The organism is Metabacillus endolithicus (assembly GCF_023078335.1).
Taxonomy (GTDB): domain Bacteria; phylum Bacillota; class Bacilli; order Bacillales; family Bacillaceae; genus Metabacillus; species Metabacillus endolithicus.
The window spans coordinates 3,240,271-3,264,604 of sequence record NZ_CP095550.1; the positions used below are offsets into that span (position 1 = coordinate 3,240,271).

Sequence of the window (24,334 nt, forward strand, 5' to 3'; positions counted from 1 at the left end):
AATTAAGCTCATCCTCTAATTAGACCATATTTCAATTTGTATTAATGATTAGCCACAAATTCTTTCTTTTGATCTTCTGTTTCATCATCGTTATTTGTTGTTCTCAATGGAATCTCTTTTAGGAAAAGAGTGACAATGAATGCCAATGAAACAATACCAGCAGATACGATAAATACAGTTGTTAAAGAAGTATTTAAAGCTTCTTTTAATAGCTGGATAAACTGGTCAAAGAAAGGCGTCATTTCTGCAGGTAATTCTGAGCGAATGGCTTCTAATTGTTCTGTATCCATTAATACTTGTGGATTTTGTAATTGTGCCATGTTTTCAGCCATTTCAGGGGGTGGGGCAGGAACACCTTCTCCTTGAGTACTCGCTAACTCATCTGCCATTTTATTTCCCATAACAGATCCTAACAAAGCAACCCCAATTGTACCCCCTATTTGTCTGAATGTTTGCATCGCTGATGTTGCAACACCAAGGTACTTATGACTTACAGCATTCTGAACAGTGATATTAAACACAGGCATATTGACGCCAAGTCCAATTCCTACAACAATTAATTGAAGAATTAATCGTGTGAGAGTTGATTCAACTTCAAGTGTAGAATTTAACACAAGTCCTACTGCCATAATGATTAATCCAAGAAGGGCAAAAATTTTATATTTTCCTGTCTTCGTAATTAAGTTACCTACAATAATACTCGAGGTAACCATTGAAATGGTCATGACCATTTCAACTAATCCAGAGACTGTCGCTGACTCCCCTTGAACTCCTTGAACGTAGAATGGAACATACATAATTGTACCGAACATTCCCATTCCCATCAGCATTCCCGCTATATTAGATACAGAGAAAACACTGTTTTTAAACAAGTAAAGAGGAAGAACAGGACTTTTAACTCTTAGTTCAATCATGATAAAGGCAATTAGAGATAAGATTGTAAGTGAAAATAAGCCAATAATTTCAAAAGAAGCCCATTCATATTTATCTCCTGCCCAGGTAAACCCTAGTAATAATGAAACGATTGTAATTGTTAATGCAATCGAACCAAGAAAGTCGATTGATTCTCTCTCTTTTGCTTTTTGAGATGGATATAATTTAAATATTAAAGCAAAGGCAAAAAATCCGATCGGGAGGAATACCCAGAAAATCCAGTGCCAGTCAAAGTTATCAACAATATATCCACCGAGTGTTGGACCGAATAAACTTGAAAGTCCGAATACGCCACCAAGAAGTCCTTGCCATCTCCCGCGTTCACGAGGGGCGAACAAATCTCCAACAGTTGTGAATGCACAAGACATAATCATCCCGCCACCAAAGCCTTGAAGCCCGCGGTATAAGATTAATTGAACAATATCATCTGCAGTTCCGCATAAAAAAGCACCAATCATAAAGATGGTTATACCAATTAGTATAAATATTTTTCTACCGTATATATCAGACAATTTACCAACTAACATAGCAGTGATTGTAGATGTTAACATATAGACGGTAAATACCCAGTCAAAGTATTCCATTCCGCCTATTTGAGAGACGATTTTTGGTAAAGCAGTACCTACGATTGTCATGTTAACTGCAGCAAAAAACATGGCTGACATAATGGCAATCATAATCATAACTTTTTGTCTGTTTTCTAAGTGTTCCATTAGTTACCTCCTGTATACAACTCAGTTATAAGTGAGCGAAGCTTTATTGTGGTTTGAGTTAGACCTACTTCCTTTTCAAAGTAATGTAAAAGAACATCAATTAAAAAGCTTCGAGGCTTTTGGGCCTTTAATTCATCTTTTAACAGATTAAGAGATGAAGAAAGATTATTTTTTGTTTCTTCATTGTTATAGTTACTTATGTATTGTTCGATAATTAAAAATTGTTTGGCAATCTCATCCGTTTTAGAGATAGAGGAACTATTAGTAAGGTTTAAAAAGTGTAAAATTCTTTCCTCTGTTAAAAGTGGATCAGGTCTAGTGGTTAACAAATCATTTACTATTGAATCTAAACGATCAACTATATAGGTTGATATAGCTAGAACGTTAACTTTTTCATTTTTATTGGCAAGGATGGAGAGAAACTCCTTTATTAATCCTTGTAAAGTTATAGTTAGGTCCCAGCAATATAGATTAATATGATTCCCATATGCCTGCAGAAGGCACTCCTTTTGCCACTGTGTAATTCTGAATCTCATCTTTTGCATTAATAATCTAAAGTCACTGTTTTCAGAAAGTGGCACATCCTTTAACTGCATGAGAATAAAATCTTTTCGCTCAATAAAGTCTTCAATTTGTGTACTTAATTGCTTGAGTAAGAGATCTCTTGGTGATAATGATTCATCAGTGGAATAACGAAATGCTTTTTTAAACATCATATTTTGGTGATACTCAAACACCTCTATAAATAATTCTTCTTTAGATGAAAACATCTTATATAAAGATGCTTTTGACATTGAGCATTGTTCCGCAATTTCTTGAACTGATGTTGAAAAATAGCCTTTTTTAGAAAAAATTTTAGTTGCAGCATCGATTAATAGCTTCCTCTTTTCGTCCAATATCTACTCACATCCTTTTAGAGAAAACTGAATGGTTTATATAGAAAACTAATGAGTTCATGGTGAATTTTAGAGTAGAGACAAGCTTAAGTCAAGAATAAATATGAAATTAATGATTGCTAATAAAAAAACAGCGAATTCTCGCTGTTATGTTGCCAATGAAAAAGGAAAACTGATGATAAATATTGATCCTGTTTCGTCACTTGTTACTTTCATTGATCCACCGTGACTTTCAATAATTTTCTTTGACACAGATAAGCCTAATCCAGTGCCATCATCCTTTGTAGAGAAAAATGGATCAAATATATGAGGTAAAAGAGAAGGTGAGATTCCTTTACCATTATCACGAAACAAAATCTGAATATGATGATCAACAACAATAGTTTCAATCGTTATAATTAGAGGTTGATCAGATCTAGCTTGAATAGCATTTATGAATAAATTCATAAACACTTGAAGTAATTCCTCCTGATCTCCTTTTATCATCACTTTTCTGGTTAATGAATCAAGGGTGTAGTCCAGCTTTGTGTTATATAGTAATGCCTCACTTTCTAGAAATTTCCCTAAATATTCTTTGAGAAACTGATGCAGGTTGATCATTTGTTTAGAGCTAGCTGAAGGCTTTGCAATACTCAAGAAGTCACTAATTATTTTATTTGCTCGATCTATCTCAGGAATGAGAATATCAGAGAATAGTTGTGACACTTCTGTATTGGTTTTATCTTTTAGCAATTGTAAATACCCTCTGACTGTTGTAAGGGGATTTCTAATTTCATGTGCTATGCCAGCAGCAATTCTTCCGGCAAGCGCTTGCTTCTCAGCTTCTTTTATGACGTTAAGAAAATAAAAAGTACCTAATACTCGTTTAATCGACCCGTCTGTATTCCATAAAATACGAGTATTAATAAGCCCGTAATTTACATCTAATACTTCTTTATCTTTCATTTCAATTCCTGTTCGTAACGTTTCAAGTAGTTCGATTTGTTCGTCTGGAAGTTGTAGGAGCTCTCTTATATGTTTACCAATTATTTGATCCCGGTCTACACCTAGATCTTTAGCAGTTTGGAGATTACATAACGTTATGAGTCCATCACCATCAACAAAAACAATATGGTGCGGAACAAAATCAAAAATAGAGGAAAGGAAGAGTTCAGTTTCTGCAAACTGATCGTAAGTGGTTGAAATTATAAATTCATCACGGGTATGTGAATTAGTATTTGCTTTTTGAATAAGTATTTGTTTGGAGTTAACTTTTTTAGCAACTAACTTGCTATGTTGTTTATTTACATATGTAAACGAAAAAGGAAGTTCGCTTAGCAGTTCTTTTAGTAAAGCATTTTCGTTTTTTAATTTTTCAATTTCGAGGTCACGGTTATGCTTATCTACCATTTTTTTCTCCTTGTTTGACTCATTTACAATCATTATAAGGTTAGTATATCCTATTCATTTTTTCAATCGTTAGTTATTGCCCATAGCGAATCCTATTGTCATGGGATTAAACAATTGCATCAACACCCATTCGAACTGACTGTTTGCTGAATAGGATAATAAGGAAACTTTCTAAAGGTGGTCATACAAATGGGAGAGGTTGAGGAGAAGGTGCATGAGCTTGAGATGAAAATTCTTGAGCTAGAACAACAAATAGAGCATATAGAAGAATTTCATTCGAATTCTTTAGATGAGAATGACGTAAGAGCTGTTGTTGATGGTCTATTAGCTGAAAAAAATATTGCGACACAAGAAGAAATTGAACGTCAACTCAATAAAAGTCATTTATTATTAATTAAATGGATTCTTGGTACCGGATTAAGTGTCGGAGCGTTAGTTGTAAGTATCGTTCGGTTTTTCTGATAGATGGATTGAAAAAGGGGCAACATTTTAGTTGCCCCTTTACTATCTATATTTAGTAATGATAATATCCTCTGCCGAAAGGACCGTCATCAAGTACAGCTCCACCAAGAAGCCCTGCACCAAGACCTAGAAGTCCAGTAGTAAGTGGTCCTACACCACCAGCGCCATAACCTCCGAATCCAGGACCATATCCAGCACTGTATCCGTATCCAGCTCCAGGATAACCTCCGAATCCAGTGCCATAACCTCCATATCCAGCACCAGGATAACCCCCGAATCCAGGACCTGCACCATAACCTGCACCATAACCGCCGTAACCAGGACCTGCACCATAACCGCCTGTGAAACTGCCAAATCCACCTGGATAACCAAAGCGTCCATCTGTAAATCTTGCATCTCTATGTCTCATTTCATTTCATCCTTCCCAAATGTTATTTCAGTTTCTCTGTACTATATGTGTTTACCTAGCCACTTGGGAATATGTTTAGCAAGAATAGGCGATTGTCTATTGAATTGAAGTATGTATGTACTCTCTTATGTTAGGTTTAATGCGGCACACACGTAAAGAATTACTAAAACATCTGCTGAAAATATAAAAAGCCTTGATTATCATATTAAAAGATTATATAATGTTAAAGTAAATTACGAAGAATGTTCGACATGCTTCGACATTATTTTTAAAAAGGTATTGCATCATGTAAATACTATTGTTATAATATATTTATTCGCGGGTGTAGTTTAGTGGTAAAACCTCAGCCTTCCAAGCTGATGATGAGGGTTCGATTCCCTTCACCCGCTCCATACATAATAATTGGTTACAACGCAGTGTCTCGTTTCTTAGATAAACGATGCATTGCGTTTTTTATTATGTCCTTGAATTTGCTCTAGAATAATTGAAAGTAACTCGAAGGATAAATCCTTCGAGCTACTTGATGATCTTATATGTTGCGTCTCCGCCATGTATTTGTGTAAACATACTTGATAATGCTTGTAACAGTTCTAAAGATTTTTCTTCAGAAAGAGACGGGTTTAAATAAACAATATGTAGAGCTTCTGTTGTGTTAGATGTTACAGCGGTTCTCTTTGAATCAACATAAGGACTGCCAAATGGACCCTGATGATCCTCTGAAACTAATTTGTTATGAAAAGAAACTTCACGTTCATTGATGGCAAGATAGATATCCTCTTCACTACCTATCTTGATTTTAACATCCCCAGTAAGCTTATCTTGATCATAAATCCCTAGGGGAATTTGATATTGCAGAGATAGAAAGTTATTTAAGTCTACTGCAGAGTTGAAGGGTTGAAGATATTGCTGTTTCTGAACTCGTCGATATAATGCTTCACTTGAAGGGCGGTATCGGTTAGGGTCTGTTCCTATTGTTTTAAATAGTTGTCGCCATTCTTGGATGGCTTGGATATCTGTTACTTTCTTATCAACATAATCAAAATAAAGCGATTCTTGGAAAAGCTGTAATCTTCCTTTAAGCATTTGAGGAGAATCACCAACATGAATATCCTGATATTCCACAATACCAATTTTAAAGTCTTTGTTAAGTTGGTTAAGCTGACCTTGAACGGTAATTTCCATTAATTCATACCTCCACAAACATTGAATGTGGTGTTATTTTACCATAATAGAAGAAAAAACTTAGAATATGTGACCTTTAAAGGAGGGAAGAGCAATGAATATTGAAGAATTTAAGAGGGAAGTTATTGAATACAGTAAAACAATTGGCATCGATAAGATTGGATTTACAAGCGCGAATATGTTTGAAGAGCTAAAGCAAAGGTTGATTACACAAAAGGAGCTTGGCTATCAATCTGGCTTTGAGGAGTCAGATATTGAGAAACGTGTTGCACCTATTAAGCTTTTGCCCAAGGCAAGTTCAATCATTTCCATTGCTCTTGCTTATCCTTCAAAAATGAAAAATGCTCCCAAAAGTACAAAAGAAGAAAGACGTGGTATTTTTTGTCGTGCCTCCTGGGGACAGGATTACCATGATGTGTTGCGTGACAGGTTAAATAAATTAGAAATGTTTTTAAAAGAAAAAGTACCTGATATTCAAGTGAAATCGATGGTTGATACAGGTGAGCTTTCCGATCGTGCAGTTGCGGAACGGGCAGGTATTGGATGGAGTGGGAAAAACTGCTCTGTTATCACGCATGAGTTTGGTTCTTACGTTTATTTAGGTGAAATGATTACAAACTTTCCATTTCAACCAGATACTCCAATGGAAGATCAATGTGGTTCATGTACAAAATGCCTCGACGTTTGTCCAACAGGTGCTTTAGTACAAGGTGGTCAGCTTGATTCATCTAAATGTATTGCTTTTTTAACACAAACAAAAGGTTTTCTGCCTGAAGAATACCGTACGAAAATTGGAAATCGCATTTATGGTTGTGATACGTGTCAAACAGTCTGTCCTGTTAATAAAGGAAAAGACTTTCACCTTCATCCAGAAATGGAGCCGGATCCTGAAATCGCAAAACCAAAATTAAAGCCGATATTAACAATAAGTAATCGAGACTTCAAAGAAAAATTTGGACATATATCTGGTTCATGGAGAGGCAAAAAGCCTCTTCAAAGAAATGCGATCCTGGCGCTTGCGCATTTTAAAGATACAACCGCGATAGATGATTTAATTAAAGTGATGCACGAAGACTCAAGGCCTGTGATTAGAGGTACTGCAGCATGGGCAATAGGAAAAATTGGGGAAGTTTCAGCAGCACACGAGCTACAAAAAGCATATGAAAAAGAAGAAGATTCACAAGTGAAAGAAGAAATCACGAAGGGCTTGTCCTTTCTTCTTACAAAAAAATAAGAGGATGTTTTAAGGCGGCGTTCTATTCTCCGCCTTTTTATGTTTTCGTTCCTCGATTTGATTAATTGAAAGAATCCGTGGTCAATGAATGTATCATTATTTGTTAATTGGCTTTACATAAAATCATAGATAAAAACGAAATAACATGACTAAATCTAAACACCTTCTACATACGTTTTAATAAATACGTTATGGTGGTGATAATCGTGAAGCAGCTAATTTCTGAGTTAAATGAAGCCAAACTTCAAATGCTGATAAATGCTAAGTATATAAAAAACGAAAGAAATGATGCTGAACTACAGGCAATACAACGGAAACTTGAATTTTCTGGAAAGAGAAATACAGAAATCGTTAAGGGCAGTACGAAAATAAATATTACGAATATTGATACAAGAACAGCAGACCTGAAAGAAGCAATGTATACATGTCATTCGAAGTGGCTTAATAAACAAAATGACTTTTTTTATCTTGAAGAAAGAATTGAACACCGAAAGGCTAGTATTTATAAAGATGAAATTGTTGAAGATCTATTGTTGAATCACGAAGGAGACAATGACAGATCCAGTATTCAAATCATGGATGACAATGATGAAAGAAATAAAGATTCTTCGTATCGTTACGACCGAATGGCGGCTGTTCAATATGCTGAACGTTGGTGGGATAGTACGAATCCTAAATATAAAAACTTTGATGTTAATTGCACAAACTTTATTTCACAATGCTTGCATGCAGGTGGAGCCCAGATGAGGGGATATCCTAACCGTTCTTCGGGGTGGTGGATGCAAAACAATAACTGGAGTTACAGCTGGTCTGTTGCGAATGCAATGAAGAATTTCTTATCTCAATCCACAACTGGTTTAAGAGCAGAGCGAGTAAAATCACCGGATAAATTAATGCCTGGGGATGTTATTTGCTATGATTTTCAAGGAGATGGTCGTTTTGATCATACAACGTTTGTCGTAGCGAAAGACGACGAGAATATGCCTTTAGTTAATGCACAAACTTATAACAGCCGCATGCGTTATTGGGCATATGAAGACTCGACTGCATACACACCAAATATAAAGTATGCTTTTTTCGAATACTTGATGATACTAGTTCAAAGTAACAATGGTATAATGGCTATTGAAATCAATGTTAGTATTTTTCATAGAAACAGATGAGGTGAAAAAATTGGCTTTACATGTTGTACTATATCAACCAGAGATTCCTGCAAATACAGGGAATATTGCACGTTCATGTGCAGCGACCAACACAACTCTACATTTAATTCGTCCATTAGGATTTTCTACAGATGATAAAATGCTGAAAAGAGCTGGTCTGGATTATTGGGAGTTTGTAAATGTTGTCTATCATGACTCTCTTGATGAATTATTTGAAACATATAAATCAGGAGAATTTTTCTTTTTAACAAAATTTGGCCAGCAGCCGCATACTACGTTTGATTACAGTGATCTTAACAAAGACTATTTCTTCGTTTTTGGTCGTGAAACAACGGGCTTGCCAAAGGATTTAATTCAATCCAATATGGATAAATGCTTACGTCTGCCAATGACAGAGCATGTGCGTTCATTAAATTTATCTAACACTGCAGCTATTCTTATTTATGAAGCATTAAGACAGCAGAATTATCCTGGTCTAATGTTGGACTTTCATAACTAAAGGCTAAGCGCAGGAGTTAAACAACAAATAAAAAGGGTGACTCAAACGGTATAGATCTTATCAAAAGGTCTATATCATTTGGGTCACCCTCTTTTTTATTCAACTTACTTTTTTACGCCTGGCTTGCCTTCGTATCCAGCTGTAAAAATAGCTGTTAAGAATGCTAAGCTAACACCGAGAATTAAAATAAAACCCATCGTTTTACCTCCTCTACTTATCAACAGAGAATGAAGGATCTATGTATAGTTTCCCTCTTATAGCTAGTATTATTATAACGCAATTAAGATGTGATGTGAATGAGGAACAAAGAAAAAGATTCTAGCTTTTTCTTAACAAGAACGAATGTTAAAGGACATCCTCGCATAAAGTGTATTAAACTGCACGAATTAGAAACAAGTACGACCAATGATGAAGGAGGTCCTTATGGATATCTTAAAAAAGATTGAAAAGTACAGGGAAGATGAGCAGCGCTTAAAGTGGGAAGGAACCTTCGTAGAATATTTGGAGATTGTCAAAGAGAAACCATGGGTTGCCCAATCAGCACATTCCAGGGTTTACAATATGATTAAAGATGCTGGGATAGAAGAAGTGGATGGAAAAAGAACGTATAAGTTTTTTGATCACCAACTATATGGATTAGAAGACGCGCTTGAACGTCTTGTTGAGGAATATTTCCATCCTGCTGCTAAGCGCTTAGATGTTAGAAAACGGATTTTATTATTAATGGGACCTGTAAGTGGAGGTAAATCAACTCTTGTCACAATGCTGAAAAGAGGATTAGAAGCCTATTCTTTAACAGATCGTGGTGCAGTTTACGCAATTAAAGGATGTCCGATGCACGAGGACCCTCTTCACCTTATCCCGCACCATCTACGAGAAGATTTTTATGATGAATATGGTATTCGTATTGAAGGCAACTTGTCTCCATTAAATGTGATGAGGCTAGAGCAAGAATATGGTGGTCGAATTGAGGACGTAAGAGTTGAACGTGTCTTCTTATCTGAGGATAAACGTACTGGTATTGGTACATTTAGTCCTTCCGATCCAAAATCACAGGATATTGCAGATCTAACAGGTAGCATTGACTTCTCTACAATTGCTGAATATGGTTCTGAATCAGATCCACGTGCCTACCGTTTTGATGGAGAATTGAACAAAGCAAACCGTGGTATGATGGAGTTCCAAGAGATGCTAAAATGTGATGAGAAATTTTTATGGCATTTGCTATCGTTAACACAAGAAGGTAATTTTAAAGCTGGACGATTTGCCTTAATAAGCGCTGATGAGCTCATAGTTGCTCACACGAACGAAACGGAATACCGCTCCTTTATTTCAAACAAAAAGAACGAAGCCCTTCACTCACGAATTATTGTCATGCCTGTTCCGTATAACTTAAAGGTTACAGAAGAAGAGAGAATTTATGAAAAAATGATCTCTGAAAGTGATGTATCTGATGTTCACATTGCCCCACATACATTAAAGGTTGCTGCTATGTTTACCATTTTAACTCGCCTAAAAGAACCAAAACGCGGAGATATTGATTTAGTTAAAAAGATGAGATTATATGATGGAGAAAGTGTTGAAGGCTTTAACTCTGTTGATGTTAATGAACTAAGAAAGGAATATAACGATGAGGGTATGTCCGGTATTGACCCGCGTTATGTGATCAATAGAATTTCATCTACGATTATTCGAAAAGAAGTGCCATCCATTAACGCTTTAGATGTATTAAGAGCGTTAAAAGAAGGTCTTGACCAACATGCTTCTATTTCAAATGAAGATCGTGAAAAATATTTAAACTTCATCTCTGTTGCTCGCCAGCTATATGACGACATGGCGAAAAAAGAAGTTCAAAAAGCATTTGTATATTCATATGAGGAATCAGCTAAAACCCTTATGGATAACTACCTAGACAATGTGGAGGCATACTGTAATAAAAACAAGCTTCGTGATCCATTGACAGGTGAAGAAATGAACCCAGATGAAAAACTTATGCGCTCAATTGAAGAGCAGATTGGTATTTCTGAAAACGCGAAAAAAGCCTTCCGTGAAGAGATTCTTATCCGCATTTCAGCTTATGCACGTAAAGGGAAGCGTTTTGATTATAATTCACACGAACGGTTACGTGAAGCTATTCAAAAGAAACTTTTTGCTGACTTAAAAGATGTGGTGAAAATTACGACTTCATCCAAAACACCTGATGAGCAGCAGCTTAAGAAAATTAATGAAGTGGTGGCACGTCTTATTGATGAACACGGCTATAACTCAACTTCTGCGAATGAATTATTACGTTATGTAGGAAGCTTATTAAACAGATAAATCTGAAATGCTTACGGCTGGCTGACATCTAAGTTGTCAGCTTTTTTTATTATCATCTAGAGTTACGTGGTTTCACTAAAAAAATGGACGGGTATTAATAACCTATAACAAATGAGGTGAATTCAATGAAAAAATCGTTAAACACAATGATTCGTAACATGGATGATTTAAAGCAGCAATCAAAGATTATGGACAATATGAAAACCAATAAAGAAATCAAGCAAGAGGGGAAAAGTCCAGATCCCTTACAATATGTAAAAAAGAATACTAAGAATTAGAGGGGGGCATCCAACTTGGGTGTCTTTTTTAAATCTTTTTAAATTAAAGATACAGAAAGAAAATTGAAGTGGGAACTTGTCTTATTTTTAATGATAACATGGTAATTTTCTAAATTATTTGTCAATAAATCAATTCTTTCGCATAGGATAGAGTAATCCACAGAATTCAAAACGGAATGGAAAAACGAAAGTATTCATCCACGTTAATGTATGCTGAGGATTAAAAATGTGTGACACTTTTTTACAACTAATTTTGAAATTTTTGATGAAATGTATGACAGATGAAAGAAACTAAAAAATTATCGGAGGGGGAACTGTAAATATGTCTAATCAAGATCAGAATTTTGTTATTTCACAAGAAGATTGGACCCTCCATCGCAAAGGCCATGATGATCAAACACGCCATCAAGAGAAAGTACAGGAAGCTATTCGTAATAATCTTCCAGATCTTATCACAGAAGAAAGCATTGTAATGTCCAATGGGAAAGATGTAGTGAAGATTCCAATTCGTTCTCTGGACGAATACAAAATTCGGTATAACTATGATAAGAATAAGCATGTTGGCCAAGGCGATGGAGAGAGTCAGGTCGGTGATGTTGTAGCAAGAGATGGATCACAAGCAGATGCTAAGGGTCCCGGCAAGGGTCAGGGGGCCGGAGATCAAGCAGGAGAAGATTATTATGAGGCTGAAGTATCTATTTTAGAGTTAGAAGCAGCATTATTTAAAGAATTAGAGCTTCCGAATTTAAAACAAAAAGAACGTGATGATATTGTGATTGAAAACATTGAGTTTAATGATATAAGAAGAACAGGCTTAATGGGAAATGTTGATAAGAAAAGAACCATGTTATCTGCATATAAACGTAATGCTATGGCGGGGAAATCAAAATTTCACCCAATTTATCCAGAAGATTTAAAGTTTAAGACTTGGAATGAAGTTGTAAAGCCTGAATCAAAGGCTGTTGTCATTGCGATGATGGATACGAGTGGTTCAATGGGCCTTTGGGAAAAATATATGGCTAGAAGCTTTTTCTTTTGGATGACAAGATTTCTTAGAACAAAGTATGAGAAAGTAGATATCGAATTTATTGCCCATCATACCGAAGCAAAGGTTGTTTCAGAGGAAGATTTCTTCTCGAAAGGGGAAAGCGGGGGAACGATTTGTTCATCTGCATATCGTAAAGCTCTTGAAATCATAGAAGAAAAATACCAACCAGCAAGATATAATATCTATCCTTTCCACTTTTCAGATGGTGATAATTTAACATCAGATAATGCCAGATGCGTTAAGTTAGTAGGAGAGCTTATGAAGGTTTCCAATATCTTTGGCTATGGAGAAGTTAATCAGTATAATCGTCATTCAACCCTAATGTCCGCATATAAGAATATCAATGATGAGAAGTTCCGCTATTATATCCTCAAACAAAAAGCAGATGTTTTCCAAGCAATGAAGGGTTTCTTCAGAAAAGATGAAGATAAAGTATGCATAACAACCTTGCCCCAATAACTTATGGGGGGCTTCCTTATTTGGAAATGGTGTACAAACAAAATCTTCCTTACAAACATTTATTTTTTTAGGACAAGCTAAAATTATAGTTTTTCGTCCCGGAGGTTGATATCTTTGGAAATATTTATTTTAGCAGTTCTTATTATTTTGAACGCTTTTTTTGCAGCTAGTGAGATTGCCTTAATTTCACTAAATGATAATAAAGTAAAGCTAATGGCAGAGAACGGTCATAAAAAAGCTATAATGTTGGATAACTTATTGTCTGAACCTAGCAGGTTTTTAGCTACGATTCAAATTGGAATAACACTCGCTGGATTTTTAGCAAGTGCCTTTGCAGCGGAAAGCTTTGCAGGAAGACTTGCAAAAGCATTACATGATATAGGAGTGCCAGTGTCAGAAAGATTATTGGGTACTATATCTGTAATTGTTATTACACTTTTATTATCATACTTTACATTAGTTTTAGGTGAACTGGTTCCTAAACGACTTGCTCTTCAAAAGGCTGAAGCTATTTCCATGTTTGCTGTTTTGCCTTTAACCATCTTATCAAAGGTCTCATCACCTTTTGTGAAGTTGCTAACTGCCTCAACTAATTTCATTGTCCGACTATTTGGTGTTGATCCAGATGCAGATGATGAAAATGTAACGGAAGAGGAAATCCGAATGATGGTTGATGTTGGCAAGGAAAGAGGAACTATTCAAGAAGCTGAAAAAGTTATGATAAACAATATTTTTGAATTTGATAACAAATCTGTTTCTGAAATTATGACACATCGAACAAACATTGTTGCGATTCCTCTTCATTTTACACTTAAAGAAACTGTTCGATTAGTGAATGAAGAAAAATACACGCGATTTCCAGTGTTTGAAGAAAACATTGATCATATTGTCGGAATACTCCATTCAAAGGATCTCATTCAATTTGTTGAAAATTGTGATGAAGATTCATTCAAAATGAAGGAATTACTACGTGCTCCTTACTTTATCCTGGAATCAAAGCCAATCGATGATTTATTTAAAGAGATGCAAATGAATAATATTCATATGGCGATTGCAATTGATGAATATGGTGGAACAGATGGGGTTGTAACAATAGAAGATGTAATAGAGGAGATTGTAGGAAATATCTTTGATGAATATGATGAAATAGGGCTGGATTATGAAGAAATTATTAAGCTTGAAGATCATGTTTACTTAATTCCAGGAACAACAAACCTCTATGTTGTTGAGGATCTTCTGGATATTGAAATTTCAAATGAAGACTTTGACACAATAAGTGGATTTGTCATAGGTCAGCTCGGGTATATACCTGATGAAAATGAAAAGCCTCAAGTCGAATATAACAATATATTGTTTGCAGTCGAAGAAATGCATGATAAGCGCATCCAAAAGGTAAGGGTCACTTCTTTAGAAAATAAAGAACTGGAAGAGGAATAATGTCAGCCAATTTCTATTATGAAATTGGCTTTTTTCTTTAGAATAAGGGGATTTTCACACATAACTCTTTAATTAATCAAACGTTTGTTTAAAACCCTTTTAAAGGATTTTAACTAACTTAAATTGTGTTTTAAGAAACGTTCTATTTTTTTTGTATAATCGCAAGAAGTTTTCGCAAACTACATATGTCAATAGGATTAATTTACATATAGTAGATTTTACTATGTGAAATAACACAGAGAAGGGGGCAATTCAATTGGTAACATCAATTAAGAAAAAGCTGTTTACATTAACCAGCGTATTTGTTGTTTTTGCATCTATACTATCTGGTTGTAATACAGCTGAAGAAGCACCGAAAGATACTGCAGAGAACGGTGGCGGTGGAGATGCAACGGAAGGTGAAGGTACTTATTTAGAAAGAGCATATGCAGGTGAATTTGATGGAACTAAGGTTTCAATGTTTGGTCCTTTCACAGATGCAGACCAAGTAAAATTTGAAGATAGCATTAAAGAGTTTGAAGAAAAAACAGGAATTGATATTCAATATGAAGGATCAAAAGAGTTTGAAGCTACAATCTCAATTCGTGTAGAAGGCGGAAATCCACCAGATATTGCTGACTTCCCTCAGCCTGGACTATTATCTACATTTGCTAAGCAAGGTAATGTAATTGATGTTTCAACATTTATGGATCAAGAAAAATTAAAAGAAAATTACAATCAAAGCTGGCTCGATATGGCAACAATGGAAGGTCCAGAGGGCGATGTTATGGCTGGAATCTGGAATCGTAGTAATGTGAAAAGCTTAGTATGGTATCCAAAGGCAGAGTTCGAAGCAGCAGGATATGAGGTACCTGAGACCTGGGATGAAATGATCGCGTTGTCAGAGCAAATTGTGAAAGATGGCGATAATCCTTGGGCAATTGGTATTGAAAGTGGAGCAGCAACAGGTTGGGTGGCAACTGACTGGATGGAGGATATTATGCTTCGTACAACATCACCTGAAAACTATGATAAATGGGTCAATGGTGAGCTTCCATTCTCTTCTCCTGAAGTAAAAAATGCGGCTGAAAAAATGTCTGAAATTTGGTTAAATGATGATTTTGTTTATGGTGGAAGAAAATCAATTGTGACAACAAACTTTGGGGATGCTCCAAAGCCAATGTTTGATGAACCACCTAAAACATGGTTACACAGACAAGGAAGCTTTATCACGAGCTTCTTCCCAGAAGGTACAGTAGCGGGTGAGGATTACGATTGGTTCTACTTACCTCCTATTGACGAGCAATATGGTAAGCCTGTTCTTGTTGCTGGTGATATTTATGCAATGTTTAATGATCGTGATGAAGTTCGTGCAGTCATGGAATTCTTTACAACAGGTGAGTCAATTAAATCATGGATTCAATCAGGTGGAGTTGTAGCACCTATGAATGATGCTGACCCTGAATGGTATACAACTGATGTTGAGCGTCGAATGGCAGAATTAATTCAAGAAGCAGATACTCTTCGTTTTGATGGATCGGATTTAATGCCAGGAGCAGTTGGCGCAGGAAGCTTCTGGAAAGGAATGACAGATTACATTAGTGGTACGGTGGAACTTGATCAAGCACTTAAAGAAATAGATGCAGGTTGGCCGAAATAAAGAATTTTTTCCTTATACTTTAGGCACTATTAGTAAGCATAAGGTTTTTTAGAAATAAGCCAAATTTTCAAAAAAAAATTGTGCATTCTAAGGACTGGACATAATGTCTGGTCCTTCATTATTAAATTGATTTCATTTGAGAACGTGGTAAGGATTTTTACCTTAAGGAGGTAACCCGAGTGATATGGAAAAACAAACATCACCTTCAGTAGCAAAGCTTGTTTTATTAACAATTGCTGTATTTGCAGGGAACTTACTCATTCATTATGGTATATTTCTTTTTCTACGTGATACAGAGATGCCGGCCCTGCTTTATGCAATCTTGGCTATCATTTGGGGAGTATTCGGAGTTTATACCATTTATTACACACTTAACTGGGTTGTTGAACAATATCCTGTGAAACAAAGGCGTATTGTCCAGCCGTATGTATTCGTTGGTCCTGCCGTTCTTTTGTTAGGATGGCTGATGTTTATACCAACTCTTCGTACATTATATTTAAGTTTTTTTGGCCCAAACTCAGACAGTTTCGTAGGCTTATCAAATTATTTGGCGGTGTTTACGGACCGTCTTTTGTTAACAGCCTTGCGTAATAATTTGTTGTGGGTCCTATTTGGGGCAACACTTTGTATCGTGTTAGGGTTATTGATTGCTGTTTTAGCTGATAGAAGCAGCTATGAAAAAATTGCGAAGGCTATTATTTTCATGCCAATGGCTATATCGATGGTAGCTGCTGGAGTAATATGGAAATTTATTTACTATTACCAGCCAGGAGATCAGCAAATAGGTTTGTTAAACGCGATTGTTGTGGCGATTGGTGGAGAACCTCAAGCGTGGACAAGTATGAATCAGCCTGGAACAATATGTTCTTAATTGTAATTTTAATTTGGATGCAAACTGGCTTTGCAATGGTTCTATTTTCAGCAGCGTTGAAGGGAATTCCAAATGAGTTACTTGAGGCTGCACGTGTGGATGGAGCAACAGAGGTTACAATCTTTTTCAAAATTATTATTCCATACATTTCAGGTACGATCTTAACTGTTTCAACAACTATTATTGTGTTTACATTAAAAATCTTCGATATCATCATGGTTATGACAGGTGGCCAATATGAAACAGATGTAGTTGCCACACAGTTTTACCGCCAATTCTTTATGTACAGAAACTTTGGATATGGCTCAACGTTAGCGATTGTTTTATTGATTACAGTCATTCCAGTTATCATCATCAATCTAAAACAATTTCGCAGGCAGGGGGGATTTTAGGATGAAATCAAACAAAGGGTCAAAGTGGCTCGTCAATTTAGTGTTAGCCGTCATTTGTCTGATTTGGCTGATTCCAACGGCGGGACTATTTATTTCCTCTTTTAGACCAGCGGCCGATATATTAGATTCAGGATGGTGGACTGTATTTCCTCATAGAGACTGGGTAACAGAGGATCAACTCACACTTGATCCTGATACAGATTTGAGCAAGCCGATTGCAGTAGAAGGTAAAACCTATACAAATGATGAGCTAGCTAGTGGTGTTGTTTTAGATGATAAAAGGATTATTTGGGAAAACAAACGTAAAAGACTTCTTAATGTTCAAACGAAACAATGGACAATGAATGCAGATTTTACGTTAGAGAATTATCAAACGGTTCTTGGCGGTAAGCAGTATGTGATCACCCTTCCCGGTGGTGGAACAAAAACAGAAAAAGGAAGTAATTTAACACAGTCATTTATTAATACATTTACGGTTTCCATTCCAGCTACCATTATCCCGCTGTTAATAGCTACCTTTGCTGCGTATTCCTTTGCGTGGCTGAAATTTAGAGGCAGCAGAGCGATGTTTGTTGTTGTCATTGCGTTGCTTGTTGTTCCATTGCAGGTTGCGCTCATTCCTATATTGAAGGATTATACAAATATCGGTTTAAATGGTAGTTATTTAGGAATATGGCTTGCACACACCACATTTGGATTACCTTTAACAACTTACTTTCTTTATAACTATATTAGTCAGTTGCCAAGGGATATTTTTGAGTCAGCCTTTATAGATGGTGCGAGTAATTTTACGATTTTCACAAAATTGATTCTTCCATTATCTGTTCCTGCTTTAGCATCGATCGGAATCTTTCAGTTCTTGTGGGTATGGAATGATTATTTAGTTGCATTGGTGTTCTTAGGAAGTCAGCCAGATGTTCAAGTGCTCTCAATGAGAATTGCAGACATGGTCGGATCACGTGGAGACGATTGGCACTTACTAACAGCAGCAGCCTTTGTTTCAATGATCATGCCGCTTACAGTTTTCTTCTTATTACAACGTTTCTTTGTAAGAGGCTTATTAGGTGGATCTGTAAAAGGATAAAACTAAGAGCAGGGATAAAGCCAGTAATGATGAGTTGTTCATACTGGCTTTAAGCCTGTCTATTTTTTATTGATGAAATGGAGTTGAAAATGCGTGACGTGGAAAATTGAACGAAATGATCTATCACAGCAGGAACTATTAAATCTAGAAAGTTTATTCTCTTTAGCAAATGGCTACATCGGTATCCGTGGAAATTTTGAGGAAGGGTATTCGGAAGAGTTCGTTTCGATACGTGGAACATACTTAAATGCATTTCATGATATAACAGAGATTACATATGGTGAAAAGCTTTATGCTTTTCCAGAAACTCAGCAAAAGCTGGTGAATAACATTGATGCTCAAACAATTGATATCTTTATAGACAAAGAGCACTTCTCACTATTTGAAGGTGAAGTACTTTCATATAAGCGGGTGTTGCATTTAGATCAAGGCTATACAGAACGGTTACTTCATTACAGAACTCCTAGTGGAAAGGAAGTGAAATTGCAGTTTCGCAGGATCGTATCGTTCTCTGTAAAAGAACTTTTTGCAATTGAAGTGAAAATTGAGCCGGTAAATTTTAATGGAGAAGTAAGGATTGTTTCAAAAGTAGATGGAGATGTTTCCAACTATGTTAATAGAAATGATCCGCGTGTCGCTGCAGGACATGCAAAATTGCTTTCAGTAGAGAATATTGGGGAGAAGGATGACATCATTTTTGTTGAAGACAAAACGACAAATTCGGATCTTAAGGCTGCTTGCACGACAAAACATATCTTAAATGTTCAAGGAAATAAGAGTACTCAAATTCAAGATAAAAGAGTAGAAGTTACCTATACTTTCGAACTCGACCAACCGGTTGAATTTGTAAAATATAACGTTTATACAGATACATTAAGGCATGAACGTGATTTGGTTGAAAAAGGTATAGAGATGCATGGCAATCTTTCAAATCAATCTTTTGACCAGCTCATTCAATCTCAAAAGGACTATCTTGATGAATTCTGGAATGTGGCAGATATAAAAATTGAAGGTGAGGAAAAGCTTCAGGAGGGCATTCGCTTTAACCTTTATCAACTTTTACAATCTGCAGGAAGAGATAAATACAGTAATATAGCTGCAAAAGGCCTTTCAGGTGAAGGATATGAGGGACATTACTTCTGGGATACCGAAATTTATATGATTCCTGTTTTCTTGTTAACAAAGCCAGAGTTAGCAAAACAATTACTGATCTATCGATATTCAATCTTGGATGGAGCAAGACAAAGGGCCAAGGAGATGGGGCATTCTAAAGGAGCCTTATTCCCTTGGAGGACCATTTCAGGATCAGAGTGCTCGGCATATTTCCCAGCGGGCACTGCGCAGTATCACATAAGCGCAGATATTGCCTATAGCTTTATCCAATATTATTTAGCAACAAAAGATATCAATTTTATGGTGGAATATGGTGCAGAAGTTTTAAGTGAAACAGCAAGATTGTGGATGGATACAGGTCATTTTTATCAAGATGAATTTAGAATTGACGATGTAACAGGTCCTGACGAATATACATGTCTTGTTAACAATAATTATTATACAAACGTTATGGCAAAACATAATTTAAAGTGGGCTTACTCCGTTTACAATCAGGTGAGAAAAGAGGATCCAACTTCTTTTAAAGAGTTATCGCAACGCTTAGATCTCACTGAAGAAGAAGCACGAGACTGGAATCAAGCAGCTGAAAAAATGTATTTACCTTATGATGAAGAATTGGGGATTAATCCTCAGGATGATACATTCTTAAAAAAAGCTGTTTGGGATTTTGAACATACACCGAAAGAAAAGTATCCATTGCTTTTACATTATCACCCACTAACACTATATCGCTATCAAGTGTGTAAGCAGGCTGACACTGTACTTGCTCATTTTTTATTGGAGGACGAGCAGTCGTTTGAAACAATAAAAGCATCTTACGATTATTATGAAAAAATTACAACCCATGATTCATCTCTATCCTCTGCTATCTTTAGTATTATGGCAGCGAAAGTAGGTTATTACGAGAAGGCCTACGACTATTTTATGGAATCTGCGCGTCTTGATCTTGATAATACTCACGGTAACACAAAAGATGGCCTACATATGGCCAATATGGGTGGTACATGGATGTCAATTATTCATGGTTTTGGAGGAGTTCGTGTGAAAGAAAGTGGGCTTTCCATTCATCCTGTATTACCGGAGCAATGGACACAATATGAATTTACGTTACATTATTTACAGCGCCAACTTCGTGTGAAAGTAGAACGTGAGCAAATGACGGTTTTCCTTGAAAAGGGCGATCGTCTTGACCTTACTGTTTACGGAAAAAACATAACATTAGAGGAAGGAAAACAATATACAGGTGAAACTTCCAATTAGGAGTGATACAGTTGAGTAAATTAAAGGCTTTTATTTTCGACTTAGATGGTGTTATAACAGATACAGCTGAATATCATTTTCTTGCATGGAAGGCTTTAGCTGAAGATCTAAACATTTCTTTTACAAGAGAATTAAATGAAGAGTTAAAAGGAATTTCAAGAATGGATTCCCTTGAGAAGATCCTTCAATTCGGTGGAAAAGAGCAAGAATTTTCAGAGCAAGAAAAGCTGGAGTTAGCAACAAAGAAAAACGAACATTATGTTGAGTTAATCAATAAGATCACTCCTTCAGATATACTACCGGGAATTGAAAAGTTACTAAGAGATATTAAACAAGCTAACTTGGAAATCGCGCTAGCATCAGCAAGTAAAAATGCCAATATGGTATTAGAAGCATTGAAGCTCAAGGATCAATTTGATTATATTGTTGATGTAACAAAAATTAAAAAAGGAAAGCCTGATCCAGAGATTTTTTTAAAGGCAGCTGAATTGCTAAAAGTTGATCCTTCATCATGTGTGGGAGTAGAAGATGCCATTGCCGGTGTAGAAGCAATAAAAAGTGCAGGTATGTATGCGGTTGCAGTTGGACCGAAAAGTTCCTTCCAAAAAGCTGACCTTGTTTATGAAACAACGGAAGCTCTGTCATTTAAGGAGATTAAAGAAAGATTTGAAGAGTGAAAAAAGGAGAAACCAATGATTGAAAAACAAAGAATTAATGAAGCAGAAAAAGCAGTAAAGGTATTGCAGGAGGAAGTTTATCAACATGAATGGCGCTTGCATTATCATGTTGCTCCAGTAGCCAATTGGATGAATGATCCTAACGGGTTTTGCTATTTTAAAGGTGAATATCATCTGTTTTATCAGCATCATCCTTTTGCTCCAAAATGGGATTCTATGTATTGGGGACATGTGAAGAGTAAAGATCTTGTCAATTGGGAGCATCTTCCGCCTGCTTTGGCTCCAGGTGAAGCTTATGATAAAGATGGCTGCTTTTCAGGAAGTGCGATTGAAAAGGATGATAAGCTCTATTTAATGTACACAGGTAATGTGTGGACAGGTGAAAATTATGATGAAGAGCTAAAGCAAGTTCAAGCGCTGGCTGTAAGTGAGGATGGAATTTCTTTTGAAAAGCTGTCAGAAAACCCGGTTATTACAGAAGCTCCAAAAGGTGACATTCATCCATTTCATTTTCGTGACCCAAAGGTATGGAAGCATGATAATCTTTATTATGTTGTGTTAGGTTCAAAAACACTGCAAAATACTGGACAAGTATTAATGTATCGTTCCAAAGATTTGATCCATTGGGAATTCGTTAATATTTTGGCTAAAGGTGAGGGTAACTTCGGGTACATGTGGGAATGTCCTGATTTATTTACCTTAAATAATAAAGAAGTTCTCGTGATGTCTCCACAGGGAGTAAAACCTGAAGGAAATTTATATCATAATTTACATCAAGCTGGCTATGTTATTGGTGATGTGGACTATGAAAAAGGAATTCTTTCTCATGGTGACTTTCAATTGTTGGATTATGGCTTTGATTACTATGCCCCTCAAACAATGATTGACCCAGAAGGCAGAAGAATTGCTATTGCGTGGATGGATATGTGGGAAAGTGAGATGCCGACCCAAGCACACGGGTACACAGGTGCTATGACATTACCTCGTGAGTTGGAACTAAGAGGTGATAAAATCTATTGTCATCCAGTAAAGGAAATTGAAAAGCTCAGACAAGCTGAAGTAATACACGAACAAATTACGTTTTCCGGAGAAACCTCACTTGAAGGTATTGCAGGCGATTCCATAGAGCTAGACCTTTCACTTCGAGTCCACCATTCATCAGCATGCGGAATTCGTCTTCGTGTAGATGAAGATGCTGGTGAAGAAACAGTCATCACCTATTATGGTGACAAAGGAATTCTTGAACTCGACCGTAATGAATCAGGGAAAGGGCCAGGTGGGGTTAGGAAAACGCATCTACAATTACAGGATCACATGCTTCACTTAAGAATTTTCATTGATAAATCCTCCGTAGAAGTTTTTGTGAATCATGGTGAGCAAGTATTAACTGCTAGAATATATCCAGGTAAAAAGAGTACAAACATTCGCTTATTTTCAGATGAAGAAATTGAAATTGTTCAATTAAAAAAGTGGGATTTAAAGCGGTCTATATAATAGTAAAAAACCTTTCGACATTAGTTGAAAGGTTTTTTATTTTTTGAAGTAAGCATAATTTGTCAATTTCTACATAAACATTTATTATTTTTGTAGAACAAAAAATAAAATGTTGAGGAGAAATACAAAATGGAACTTGAACAACAAAAAGTTCAACAACAAAACAAAGCATTTATCGTGTTTATTTTAGGGACACTTGCGGCATTTGCTCCTTTGTCGATTGATATGTATTTACCAGCGTTTCCAATCTTAACAAATGAATTTCATACTAGTGCATCGATGATTCAGCTAAGTTTAACGTTCTTTTTACTGGGAGCTTCTTTAGGTCAACTTTTTACAGGGCCTTTAAGTGATGTGTTTGGAAGAAGGAAGCCACTGTTAATTGGTTTATCTATCTACGCAGTCACTTCTCTTTTATGTGTTTTTACTGATTCTATTGAATTATTTATTCTTTTAAGGTTGATACAAGGATTAGCTGGATCTGCAGGAATGGTTATTTCAAGGGCTACTATTGTCAGAGATCTTTATTCCGGTAAAGAAATGACGAAATTCTTTTCATTATTGGCTCTAGTGAATGGAATGGCACCTATTCTTGCTCCTATCATTGGAGCACAACTTCTAAAGTTTTTTCCATGGCAGGCTGTATTCATAACCCTGACAATTATTGGTGCTGTGATCTTTGCCTTTGTTCTTTGGGGATTAAAGGAAACCTTGCCTGTTGAAGAACGAAGCCAAGGAGGCTTCCTGCAAACACTTAACACGTTCCGCCAACTGCTTACAAATCTTCATTTTATGGGGTATGTTCTTTCATTCGGATTTGTTGCTGCAGCAATGTTTGCTTACATCTCAGGATCATCCTTTGTTATTCAGTATGTATACGGAGCTTCTGCGGATACATTCAGTATTGTCTTTGCTATTAACGGAATCGGAATTGTTATTGCAAGCCAAGTAACAGGAAAGCTTTCAGAATCGATCGAAGAAAAGACGCTTCTTTTAGCAGGTGTGTTCATGTCATTTACTGGTGGACTTAGTTTATTACTTCTTATTTTATTAAGGGTAGAATTGATGTTCATCCTTCCATCACTCTTTTTAACAGTCTCTAGTGTAGGTGTTGTTAATACAACTAGCTTTTCTTTAGCTTTACAGAATAATAGAAATATAGCAGGCAGTGCCTCTGCGTTATTAGGTGTTATGTCACTGTTAGTAGGTGCTATTGTAGCACCTCTTGTAGGAGTTGCTGGTGAAGATACGGCAGTTCCTATGGGAATTGTCATATGTATATCCAGTTTTGGAGCGGTTCTATCATATTTCTTTCTCGTAAGATCAAGAAAATTAGCATAGGTCTATTAAAAAACCAATTTACAAGAAACGAGAGAAAAGGTT

At 36.2% G+C, this 24,334-nt stretch carries 20 protein-coding genes, 1 tRNA gene and 1 pseudogene; 17 read left to right on the plus strand and 5 right to left on the minus strand.

What is annotated here, in order from left to right:
* Nucleotides 1–41: 41 nt before the first annotated feature.
* The 3 genes from MVE64_RS16690 to MVE64_RS16700 form a co-directional block, all read right to left on the minus strand.
* The gene (locus MVE64_RS16690; protein WP_247339617.1) at nucleotides 42–1,646 is read right to left on the minus strand and encodes an MDR family MFS transporter; all 1,605 of its coding nucleotides are present in this window, start codon (nucleotides 1,644–1,646) and stop codon (nucleotides 42–44) included.
* Entirely contained in the window at nucleotides 1,646–2,542 is an 897-nt protein-coding gene (locus tag MVE64_RS16695; RefSeq protein WP_247339620.1) for a TetR/AcrR family transcriptional regulator, read from the minus strand. Before MVE64_RS16695 ends, MVE64_RS16690 begins: the two co-directional genes overlap by 1 nt.
* A 147-nt stretch (nucleotides 2,543–2,689) precedes the next feature.
* On the minus strand, nucleotides 2,690–3,931 hold the full coding sequence (locus tag MVE64_RS16700) for a two-component system sensor histidine kinase NtrB (protein WP_247339621.1): 1,242 nt from the start codon (nucleotides 3,929–3,931) through the stop codon (nucleotides 2,690–2,692).
* A 189-nt stretch (nucleotides 3,932–4,120) separates the two neighbouring features.
* Here MVE64_RS16700 and MVE64_RS16705 point away from each other — a divergent pair, with 189 nt between their 5' ends.
* Nucleotides 4,121–4,393 carry a hypothetical protein gene (locus tag MVE64_RS16705; RefSeq protein ID WP_247339623.1) on the plus strand — a complete coding sequence of 91 codons (273 nt, stop codon included), beginning with the start codon at nucleotides 4,121–4,123 and terminating at the stop codon, nucleotides 4,391–4,393.
* 52 nt (nucleotides 4,394–4,445) lie between these two features.
* Here MVE64_RS16705 and MVE64_RS16710 read toward each other — a convergent pair whose 3' ends face one another.
* Nucleotides 4,446–4,802 (minus strand): hypothetical protein, encoded by a 357-nt coding sequence (locus MVE64_RS16710; RefSeq protein ID WP_247339624.1) that lies wholly within the window; start codon nucleotides 4,800–4,802, stop codon nucleotides 4,446–4,448.
* Between the two features lie 318 nt (nucleotides 4,803–5,120).
* Between MVE64_RS16710 and MVE64_RS16715 the strand changes: the two genes are divergently transcribed.
* Nucleotides 5,121–5,194, plus strand: a tRNA-Gly gene (locus MVE64_RS16715).
* 124 nt (nucleotides 5,195–5,318) lie between these two features.
* Here MVE64_RS16715 and MVE64_RS16720 read toward each other — a convergent pair.
* Nucleotides 5,319–5,984 carry a B3/B4 domain-containing protein gene (locus MVE64_RS16720; RefSeq protein ID WP_247339625.1) on the minus strand — a complete coding sequence of 222 codons (666 nt, stop codon included), beginning with the start codon at nucleotides 5,982–5,984 and terminating at the stop codon, nucleotides 5,319–5,321.
* 94 nt (nucleotides 5,985–6,078) lie between these two features.
* On the opposite strand from MVE64_RS16720, the gene queG reads away from it, so the two are divergent.
* The 15 genes and pseudogenes from queG to MVE64_RS16795 all read left to right on the plus strand — a co-directional run bounded on the left by queG (nucleotide 6,079) and on the right by MVE64_RS16795 (nucleotide 24,292).
* Nucleotides 6,079–7,218 (plus strand): tRNA epoxyqueuosine(34) reductase QueG, encoded by a 1,140-nt coding sequence (queG, locus tag MVE64_RS16725; RefSeq protein WP_247339627.1) that lies wholly within the window; start codon nucleotides 6,079–6,081, stop codon nucleotides 7,216–7,218.
* Between the two features lie 206 nt (nucleotides 7,219–7,424).
* Nucleotides 7,425–8,326 (plus strand): annotated as a pseudogene (locus MVE64_RS16730) (amidase domain-containing protein).
* Nucleotides 8,327–8,382: 56 nt separating this feature from the next.
* Nucleotides 8,383–8,880, plus strand: a complete 498-nt coding sequence (gene trmL, locus MVE64_RS16735; protein ID WP_247347121.1) for a tRNA (uridine(34)/cytosine(34)/5-carboxymethylaminomethyluridine(34)-2'-O)-methyltransferase TrmL — start codon at nucleotides 8,383–8,385, stop codon at nucleotides 8,878–8,880.
* A gap of 423 nt (nucleotides 8,881–9,303) precedes the next feature.
* Complete coding sequence (locus MVE64_RS16740) at nucleotides 9,304–11,199, plus strand: PrkA family serine protein kinase (RefSeq protein ID WP_247339632.1); 1,896 nt, start codon at nucleotides 9,304–9,306, stop codon at nucleotides 11,197–11,199.
* Nucleotides 11,200–11,324: 125 nt separating this feature from the next.
* A complete protein-coding gene (locus MVE64_RS16745) occupies nucleotides 11,325–11,477 on the plus strand; it encodes a hypothetical protein (protein ID WP_176551131.1) in 153 nt (50 codons plus the stop codon).
* Between the two features lie 322 nt (nucleotides 11,478–11,799).
* A complete protein-coding gene (gene yhbH, locus MVE64_RS16750; protein WP_247339635.1) occupies nucleotides 11,800–12,984 on the plus strand; it encodes a sporulation protein YhbH in 1,185 nt (394 codons plus the stop codon).
* Between the two features lie 108 nt (nucleotides 12,985–13,092).
* Complete coding sequence (locus tag MVE64_RS16755) at nucleotides 13,093–14,421, plus strand: hemolysin family protein (RefSeq protein ID WP_247347122.1); 1,329 nt, start codon at nucleotides 13,093–13,095, stop codon at nucleotides 14,419–14,421.
* A gap of 256 nt (nucleotides 14,422–14,677) precedes the next feature.
* Nucleotides 14,678–16,060, plus strand: coding sequence for an ABC transporter substrate-binding protein (locus MVE64_RS16760; RefSeq protein WP_247339636.1), 1,383 nt, complete (start codon nucleotides 14,678–14,680; stop codon nucleotides 16,058–16,060).
* Between the two features lie 184 nt (nucleotides 16,061–16,244).
* Nucleotides 16,245–16,931, plus strand: coding sequence for a carbohydrate ABC transporter permease (locus MVE64_RS16765; RefSeq protein WP_247339638.1), 687 nt, complete (start codon nucleotides 16,245–16,247; stop codon nucleotides 16,929–16,931).
* Nucleotides 16,892–17,323, plus strand: coding sequence for a carbohydrate ABC transporter permease (locus MVE64_RS16770; protein WP_247339639.1), 432 nt, complete (start codon nucleotides 16,892–16,894; stop codon nucleotides 17,321–17,323). Before MVE64_RS16765 ends, MVE64_RS16770 begins: the two co-directional genes overlap by 40 nt.
* 1 nt (nucleotide 17,324) lies before the next feature.
* Nucleotides 17,325–18,407, plus strand: a complete 1,083-nt coding sequence (locus tag MVE64_RS16775; RefSeq protein WP_247339640.1) for a carbohydrate ABC transporter permease — start codon at nucleotides 17,325–17,327, stop codon at nucleotides 18,405–18,407.
* 93 nt (nucleotides 18,408–18,500) lie between these two features.
* Nucleotides 18,501–20,780, plus strand: coding sequence for a glycoside hydrolase family 65 protein (locus tag MVE64_RS16780; protein WP_247339641.1), 2,280 nt, complete (start codon nucleotides 18,501–18,503; stop codon nucleotides 20,778–20,780).
* 2 nt (nucleotides 20,781–20,782) lie between these two features.
* On the plus strand, nucleotides 20,783–21,457 hold the full coding sequence (pgmB, locus tag MVE64_RS16785) for a beta-phosphoglucomutase (RefSeq protein WP_345740641.1): 675 nt from the start codon (nucleotides 20,783–20,785) through the stop codon (nucleotides 21,455–21,457).
* A gap of 15 nt (nucleotides 21,458–21,472) precedes the next feature.
* On the plus strand, nucleotides 21,473–22,951 hold the full coding sequence (locus tag MVE64_RS16790) for a glycoside hydrolase family 32 protein (RefSeq protein ID WP_247339643.1): 1,479 nt from the start codon (nucleotides 21,473–21,475) through the stop codon (nucleotides 22,949–22,951).
* A 129-nt stretch (nucleotides 22,952–23,080) separates the two neighbouring features.
* Nucleotides 23,081–24,292 (plus strand): multidrug effflux MFS transporter, encoded by a 1,212-nt coding sequence (locus MVE64_RS16795; protein WP_247339644.1) that lies wholly within the window; start codon nucleotides 23,081–23,083, stop codon nucleotides 24,290–24,292.
* The last annotated feature ends 42 nt before the right edge of the window (nucleotides 24,293–24,334 follow it).

Coding starts and splice junctions, on each gene's coding strand:
- MVE64_RS16690 (WP_247339617.1), bottom strand. CDS start 1,646: ATGGAACACTTAGAAAACAGACAAAAAGTTATGATTATGATTGCCATT.
- queG (WP_247339627.1), top strand. CDS start 6,079: ATGAATATTGAAGAATTTAAGAGGGAAGTTATTGAATACAGTAAAACA.
- MVE64_RS16740 (WP_247339632.1), top strand. CDS start 9,304: ATGGATATCTTAAAAAAGATTGAAAAGTACAGGGAAGATGAGCAGCGC.
- MVE64_RS16775 (WP_247339640.1), top strand. CDS start 17,325: ATGAAATCAAACAAAGGGTCAAAGTGGCTCGTCAATTTAGTGTTAGCC.
- MVE64_RS16790 (WP_247339643.1), top strand. CDS start 21,473: ATGATTGAAAAACAAAGAATTAATGAAGCAGAAAAAGCAGTAAAGGTA.
- MVE64_RS16795 (WP_247339644.1), top strand. CDS start 23,081: ATGGAACTTGAACAACAAAAAGTTCAACAACAAAACAAAGCATTTATC.
- yhbH (WP_247339635.1), top strand. CDS start 11,800: ATGTCTAATCAAGATCAGAATTTTGTTATTTCACAAGAAGATTGGACC.
- MVE64_RS16765 (WP_247339638.1), top strand. CDS start 16,245: ATGGAAAAACAAACATCACCTTCAGTAGCAAAGCTTGTTTTATTAACA.
- MVE64_RS16700 (WP_247339621.1), bottom strand. CDS start 3,931: ATGGTAGATAAGCATAACCGTGACCTCGAAATTGAAAAATTAAAAAAC.
- MVE64_RS16720 (WP_247339625.1), bottom strand. CDS start 5,984: ATGGAAATTACCGTTCAAGGTCAGCTTAACCAACTTAACAAAGACTTT.
- MVE64_RS16710 (WP_247339624.1), bottom strand. CDS start 4,802: ATGAGACATAGAGATGCAAGATTTACAGATGGACGCTTTGGTTATCCA.
- MVE64_RS16745 (WP_176551131.1), top strand. CDS start 11,325: ATGAAAAAATCGTTAAACACAATGATTCGTAACATGGATGATTTAAAG.
- MVE64_RS16705 (WP_247339623.1), top strand. CDS start 4,121: ATGGGAGAGGTTGAGGAGAAGGTGCATGAGCTTGAGATGAAAATTCTT.